The sequence below is a fragment of the Arthrobacter sp. ES3-54 genome (assembly GCF_029504395.1).
Taxonomy (GTDB): Bacteria; Actinomycetota; Actinomycetes; order Actinomycetales; family Micrococcaceae; genus Arthrobacter.
The window spans coordinates 130,107-137,115 of record NZ_JAQFIF010000011.1 but is presented as its reverse complement, the minus strand read 5'-3'; the positions used below and the strand labels follow the sequence as shown (position 1 = coordinate 137,115).

Below are 7,009 nucleotides of genomic sequence, written 5' to 3'. Positions count from 1 at the left end.
AAATCGAAGAACTCAGTGCGCGCATCGAGGGAAAACACTCTGGCCATCTAACGCTCCATCAATCAGAGCGTTGCTGCGACCATATGACTCTGCCCAGGTTTTAAGGGCCAAGAGTGATAGCGCAACGGGTTTTTATGGGTCCGGGGTGGTTTCCGAACGTTCGGGCGGGAAATAGAAGCTTCGGATTTTCTAACCGGTATTGCTCAGAAAACTTCGCTTTATCTTATGAAAATCCGGTCGCATACTGATTCATAAGAGGTCCACATCTTGAGAAAAGAGCGAGTTCCAGCCATGACCAACATCTCCACGGAGCCCGGCGCAACCACCGGAAACGCAGCAGACAGCGCCGCAGGCAACGAAGCCACGCACGCCGCCGTTTCGGAAGGCTCCACGGTCCTTGAGGCCGCAGCCCTCGCCGAGGACACCATCGCGCTGGTGCGCCACTGGCTCACCGAAGCCGCAAAGGTGCCCGTCGACGCCTCGGCCGAGCAGCTTGCTGGGGTCCTGAAGGACCCCAACGGCCTGGACTTCACGGTCGGGTTCGTCGACGGCGTGGTCCGTCCCGAAGACCTGCAGGTCGCCGCCCGCAACCTCGCCGCCCTGGCCCCCAAGGTCCCCGCCTTCCTGCCCTGGTACATGCGCAGCGCGGTCCGCCTCGGCGGTACCATGGCCCCGGTCCTGCCCCAGGTGGTCATCCCAGTTGCCCGCCGGGTGCTGCGGGAAATGGTCGGCCACCTCATTGTTGACGCCACCGACGCCAAGCTGGGCCCGGCCATCGCCAAGATCCGCAAGGACGGCATCAAGCTCAACGTCAACCTCCTCGGCGAGGCCGTGCTCGGCGAGCACGAGGCCTCCCGCCGGCTCGAGGGCACGCACACCCTGCTGTCCCGGCCCGACGTGGACTACGTCTCGATCAAGGTCTCCTCCACGGTGGCCCCGCACTCCGCGTGGGCCTTCGATGAGGCCGTGGAGCACGTCGTGGAGAAGCTCACCCCGCTCTTCGCCCGCGCCGCCTCCTTCTCCAAAGCCAAGTTCATCAACCTGGACATGGAGGAATACAAGGACCTGGACATGACCATCGCGGTCTTCACCCGGATCCTGGACAAGCCCGAGTTCAAGAACCTTGAGGCCGGCATCGTGCTCCAGGCCTACCTCCCGGATGCCCTGTCCGCCATGATCCGACTGCAGGACTGGGCCGCCGCCCGCCGCGCCGACGGCGGCGCCGCCATCAAGGTCCGCGTGGTCAAGGGTGCCAACCTGCCCATGGAGCAGGTCGAAGCTTCCCTGCACGACTGGCCGCTCGCCACTTGGGGCACCAAGCAGGACTCGGACACCAACTACAAGCGCGTCATCAACTACTCGCTGCACCCGGACCGGATCCGCAACATCCGGATCGGCGTGGCCGGCCACAACCTCTTCGACATCGCCTTCGCCTGGCTCCTGGCCAAGCAGCGCGGCGTGGAGTCCGGCATCGAATTCGAGATGCTGCTCGGCATGGCCCAGGGCCAGGCTGAAGCCGTCAAGAAGGACGTCGGCTCCCTCCTGCTCTACACCCCGGTGGTCCACCCTGCCGAGTTCGACGTCGCGATCGCCTACCTGATCCGCCGCCTCGAAGAGGGCGCCAGCCAGGACAACTTCATGTCCGCCGTCTTCGAACTCAGCGAGAACGAATCCCTCTTCGAGCGCGAAAAGCAGCGCTTCCTCGCCTCGCTCGCCAAGCTCGATGACGAGGTCCCGGCCCCGAACCGCCTGCAGAACCGCGCCCTCCCGGCCGCGCCGCTGCCGCACGACTCGTTCGAGAACACCCCGGACACCGATCCGTCGTTGCCCGCCAACCGCAACTGGGGCCGGGCCATCCTGGGCCGCGTGGCGACGTCGACACTGGGCAACGCCGCCGTCGAGGCCGCCACGATCAACGATGCCGCGACCCTGAACACGGTCATCGACACCGCCGTCGAGAAGGGCAAGGCCTGGGGTGCACTCTCCGGCGCCGAGCGCGCCGAAATCCTGCACCGCGCCGGCGACGTCCTCGAGGCCCGCCGCGCCGATCTCCTCGAGGTCATGGCCAGCGAGACCGGCAAGACGATCGACCAGGGCGATCCCGAGGTCAGCGAGGCAGTGGACTTCGCGCACTACTACGCAGAGTCCGCCCGCAAACTCGACGACGTCGACGGCGCCACGTTCGTCCCGGCCAAGCTCACCGTCGTGACGCCGCCGTGGAACTTCCCGGTCGCCATCCCGGCCGGCTCCACCCTGGCCGCCCTCGCCGCCGGCTCCGCCGTCGTGATCAAGCCCGCCAAGCAGGCCCGCCGCAGCGGCGCGGTCATGATCGAGGCCCTCTGGGAGGCCGGCGTTCCCCGCGACGTCCTCACCATGGTCCAGCTGGGCGAGCGGGAACTGGGCCAGCAGCTGATTTCCCACCCGGCCGTGGACCGCGTCATCCTGACCGGCGGCTACGAGACCGCCGAGCTCTTCCGCTCCTTCCGCAAGGACCTGCCCCTGCTGGCCGAGACCAGCGGCAAGAACGCCATCATCGTCACCCCGAGCGCGGATCTGGACCTCGCGGCCAAGGACGTCGCGTACTCCGCCTTCGGCCACGCCGGCCAGAAGTGCTCCGCCGCCTCGCTGGTGATCCTCGTCGGCTCCGTGGCGAAATCGAAGCGCTTCCACAACCAGCTGATCGACGCCGTCACCTCCTTGAAGGTCGGCTACCCCGAGGACCCGGCGAGCCAGATGGGCCCGATCATCGAGCCCGCCAAGGGCAAGCTCCTGAACGCCCTCACCACCCTCGGCGAGGGCGAGACCTGGGCCGTGGAGCCGCGGAAGCTCGACGATACGGGCAAGCTCTGGAGCCCGGGCGTACGCTCAGGCGTCCGCCGCGGATCCTACTTCCACCTCACCGAGTTCTTCGGCCCCGTCCTCGGCGTGATGACCGCGGAGACCCTCGAGGAGGCCATTGCGATCCAGAACCAGATCGAATACGGCCTCACCGCGGGCCTGCACTCGCTGAACACCGAAGAGCTGGGGACCTGGCTGGACACCATCCAGGCCGGCAACCTCTACATCAACCGCGGCATCACCGGCGCGATCGTCCAGCGCCAGCCGTTCGGTGGCTGGAAGAAATCCGCCGTCGGCGCCGGCACCAAGGCCGGCGGGCCGAACTACCTCGTCGGCCTCGGCGAATGGGTCAGCAAGCCCAGCACCGCCGCCGGCACGCCGGCCGCCGCTCCCGCCCACTCCGGCGTCCGCCGGATCGAGGATGCGGCCAAGGGCTTCCTGACAGCCGACGAACTCGCACCGCTGCAGCGCGCGCTCGCCTCCGACGCCCGCGCCTGGGCCGAAGAGTTCGGCACCGCGAAGGACGTCTCGGACCTGAGTGCGGAGCGCAACGTGTTCCGCTACCGTTCGCTGCCCGTCACCGTCCGCCTCTCGGAAGGCGAGCCCCTGGCCGGCCTGGTGCGGACCGTCGCCGCGGGAGTCCTGGCCGGGTCTGACCTGACGGTCTCCACCGCCGTCGAACTGCCCGCCCAACTGCGCGCAGTCCTGTCCGTGCTCGGCATCGCTACCACTGTTGAGAACGACGCCGAATGGCTCGCTTCCGCCGGCACACTCGCCGCGGCGGGCAAGCTCTCCGGCGCCCGGATCCGGCTGATCGGCGGGGACGCCAAGGCCCTGTCTGAGGCCACGGGCGGCCGTCCGGACCTGGCGGTGTACGTCCACCCTGTCACGGAAGCCGGACGCGTGGAGCTGCTGCCGTTCCTGCACGAGCAGGCCATCAGCATCACGGCGCACCGTTTCGGCACGCCCAACCACATCTCGGACGCCCTGATCTAGGCTGCTAAGCCCCTAGCTCAGGCGTGCTAAAACGCCATCGCCGCCGTGCAGGCACCCAAAGGTGCGGCACGGCGGCGACGGCGTTAAGCGGCGGGACTCTTAGCCGAAGTACCAGCCCGGCGGAACCCAGGAAGCGGGGACCGCGTGGGCGGAGAAGTCGTCGCAGCCCGAGCAGAAGTAGGTGACCTCGCCGAGCTTGCTGACCGAGCCGTCCCGCCGGTGCGTGGCAGGGACGAAGGTCTCTAGGTAAATGAACTCGTCCGTGCCGCAGCGTTCGCAGTACGGGCTTGCCACGTACTCGGACTCCGCGAGGGTGGCCGGGCGAATGCCCCGGTGGGCGGCGGTGGTTGCGTGCTGGGCGGCGCTGGAGTGCTGCATCGTTGCGCCCGGGTGGTGCACGGCCGCTGCAGGGTGCGCCGGCGCGGTTACCGGACGGGCGGCCTGGGGCGCGTGGGGGGTGGACAATCGGGGGTGGTTTATGGCTGGCATCATTGGCGGGCCTATCCCGAACGCTCCGGCGCCAGCCATACGGCATCAGCGACGGACAGCGTTCGTTATTTCGAATCGTTGTCACGGGCCACTGCTTGACCTCGAACGGTAGAGCTTGAGTAGTGTCAGGATAGATGAAGTACCTGCACCGTTCAATGGTCAAGTAAGTACTGCACGCGTCCGGGTAGACCGCCGCGTAAGTACCGCGGAGGGATCTGAGCAGGCCGCGGCCCGCCCGGGGGACATCAGGCTAGGCCCGCCCGGGTATCAGGGCCGGCGTCAGGCCGGGCGTTTCAGGGTCCGGCCCACGATTGCCTGCGTGAGGGCGTCGATCACCTCGGTATTGGCCAGCGGGTTGCGGATGAGCGTGAAATCGACATCGCCCACGGGTGGCAGATCGAAGCGGCGGGTGATGATTTTCAGATCCTCCGGCACCAGGGAGGACGGCATGACTGCCACCCCAATGCCGGCCCGGACGGCGGCCAGCACGCCGCTGATCTGCCGCGTGGTGCAGGTGATCCGCCAGGTGCGGCCCGTGGCCTCGAGCGCATCGATCGCCAGCTTCCGGCTCAGGCTGGGGGAGGGGTAGGCGATCAGCGGGACATGATCGGCCGGATCCAGCACGGTCTGCTCCAGCCCGACCCAGGCGAAGGCGTCCTGCTGGACCACGGTCCCGTCTTTGGCCCCCGCCACCCATTTCACGAAAACAAGGTCCAGCTGACCGGCGTTGAGGCGCTTGTAGAGCTGGTCGCTCTGGCCCACCGTCAGCTCGAGGTTGATCTGCGGATAGATCTGCCGGAACTCCCGGAGGATGCGGGGCAGTCCGGTGATGGCAAGATCGTCGGCCGTGCCGAAGCGCAGGCGCCCGCGCATGGCGGATCCGGAGAAATACCGGGCGGCGGAGTCGTGCGCGGCGAGGATGCTCCGGGCGAAGCCGGCCATGGCATCGCCGTTGTCGGTCAAACGCACATCCCGGGTGTCCCGGGCAATCAGCACCCGCTTGGCGGCGGACTCGAGCTTGCGGACGTGCTGGCTGACGGTGGGCTGGGCCAGGCCGAGGCGTTCCGCGGCCTTGGTGAAACTCAGGGTTTCGGCCACGGCCAAGAACGAGCGGAGCTGGGCGGGTTCGAACATGGGGTCTCCCGGATCAGGTGCCGCAAACCCTGCATTGCGTTTTGTAATGCGAGTTATGCGTTGAATAGGCTTCCATAATCTCTTGTGGCCAGCCTAGCGTTGAGTCCATCCCGCTCACCCGCTCTTTTGAGGACTTTTCCGTGGCACCCCCTCCGCCGCTAGAGGCGAACACAGCTTCCCTGCCGGACACCATCACCCAACCACTCGCCGTCGTCAACGAGCGCCTGCCCTGGCGCCACACCTTCATCTCGCTGAAGGTCCGCAACTTCCGCATCTTCGCGATCGGGCACTTCGTCGCCGTGATTGCGCTCTGGATGCAGCGGATCGCCCAGGACTGGCTGGTGCTCCAGCTCTCCGGCTCTGTCACCGCCGTCGGCGTCACAGTGGCCTTGCAGTTCCTGCCGTCCCTGTTCCTTGGCCCGTGGGCCGGCATGATGGCGGACCGCTTCCCGAAGCGGAAGATCCTCATGCTGTGCCAGTCGGTGGCCGCCGCACTCGCCGCGGCCCTTGCCGTCCTGGCGCTCAGCCAGCGGATCGAAGTGGGGCACGTCTACGCGATCGCGCTGGTGCTGGGCCTCGTGACCGTGCTGGACCAGCCGGCCCGTCAGGTGTTCGTCAACGAACTCGTGGGCCCCCGCTACCTGCGGAACGCGATCAGCGTGAACTCCACGATCTTCCAGCTTGGCGGCCTGATCGGACCGGCGATCGCCGGGATCCTGCTGACCGCCGTGGGCGCCGGCTGGGCCTTTGCCGGCAACGCGGTGGCCTGCTGCTTCACGATGGCCATGCTCCTGAGCCTGCGCAAGGACCAGCTGCATGTCAGCACGCCGGCCCCCAAGCGCCGGGGCATGATGCGGGAAGGGCTGGACTACGCGCTCAGCAAACCCACCATCTACTGGCCCTGGCTGATGGCCGGGTTCATCGCGGTATTCGCGATGAGCCTGCCCGTGCTGCTGGCGGCGTTCGCCGACCACGTGTACGACGCCGGTGCCGGCGGCTACGGGCTGCTCAACACCCTTGTGGCCCTCGGCGCGCTGGCCGGTGCCATCACCTCGGCCCGGCGGCGCGCGTTGCGGCTGCGCTCGGTGGTCCTGGGCGCCGGAATGTACGGGCTCATGCTGTGCCTGGCTTCCCTGGCGCCGTCGATGGAGTGGTTCGGCGCGGCCATGGTGCTGGCCGGTTTCTGGTGCCTGATGTTCCTGACCGCCGCCAACCAGCTGGTCCAGGTCAGCTCCAACCTGGCCATCCGCGGGCGGGTCATGAGCCTGTACATCATGGTGCTGATCGGCGGCCAGGCAATCGGCGGGCCGATGATGGGCTGGCTGGCCGAGCACACCAACCCGCACACCGCTGTCCTGGTATCCGGGAGCGTGCCGATGCTGGCCGCCGTGGCTGTCGGCGTTGTCCTCGCCCGGCGCGGGCAGCTCATGCTCAAGGTGGACCTGAAGGACCGGCGCCGGCTGCTGCGGATCGTCCGGAACCAGGGCGGGCGGCAGGCGGCGGCCACGCCCTAGCTTTCGCGCCGAAGCCGCCACACCCTAGCTTCCGCACC

General features: G+C 67.7%; 4 protein-coding genes. 2 read left to right on the top strand and 2 right to left on the bottom strand.

The window, feature by feature from the left end; genetic code table 11:
* Nucleotides 1–291: 291 nt before the first annotated feature.
* Nucleotides 292–3,834 (top strand): bifunctional proline dehydrogenase/L-glutamate gamma-semialdehyde dehydrogenase, encoded by a 3,543-nt coding sequence (locus M2428_RS17360; RefSeq protein ID WP_277527207.1) that lies wholly within the window; start codon nt 292–294, stop codon nt 3,832–3,834.
* A gap of 99 nt (nt 3,835–3,933) precedes the next feature.
* On the opposite strand, the gene M2428_RS17355 is transcribed toward M2428_RS17360, so the two are convergent.
* A complete protein-coding gene (locus M2428_RS17355; RefSeq protein WP_277527206.1) occupies nt 3,934–4,299 on the bottom strand; it encodes a hypothetical protein in 366 nt (121 codons plus the stop codon).
* Between the two features lie 303 nt (nt 4,300–4,602).
* On the bottom strand, nt 4,603–5,457 hold the full coding sequence (locus tag M2428_RS17350) for a LysR substrate-binding domain-containing protein (RefSeq protein ID WP_277527205.1): 855 nt from the start codon (nt 5,455–5,457) through the stop codon (nt 4,603–4,605).
* A gap of 140 nt (nt 5,458–5,597) precedes the next feature.
* On the opposite strand from M2428_RS17350, the gene M2428_RS17345 reads away from it, so the two are divergent.
* The gene (locus M2428_RS17345) at nt 5,598–6,971 is read left to right on the top strand and encodes an MFS transporter (RefSeq protein ID WP_277527204.1); all 1,374 of its coding nucleotides are present in this window, start codon (nt 5,598–5,600) and stop codon (nt 6,969–6,971) included.
* The last annotated feature ends 38 nt before the right edge of the window (nt 6,972–7,009 follow it).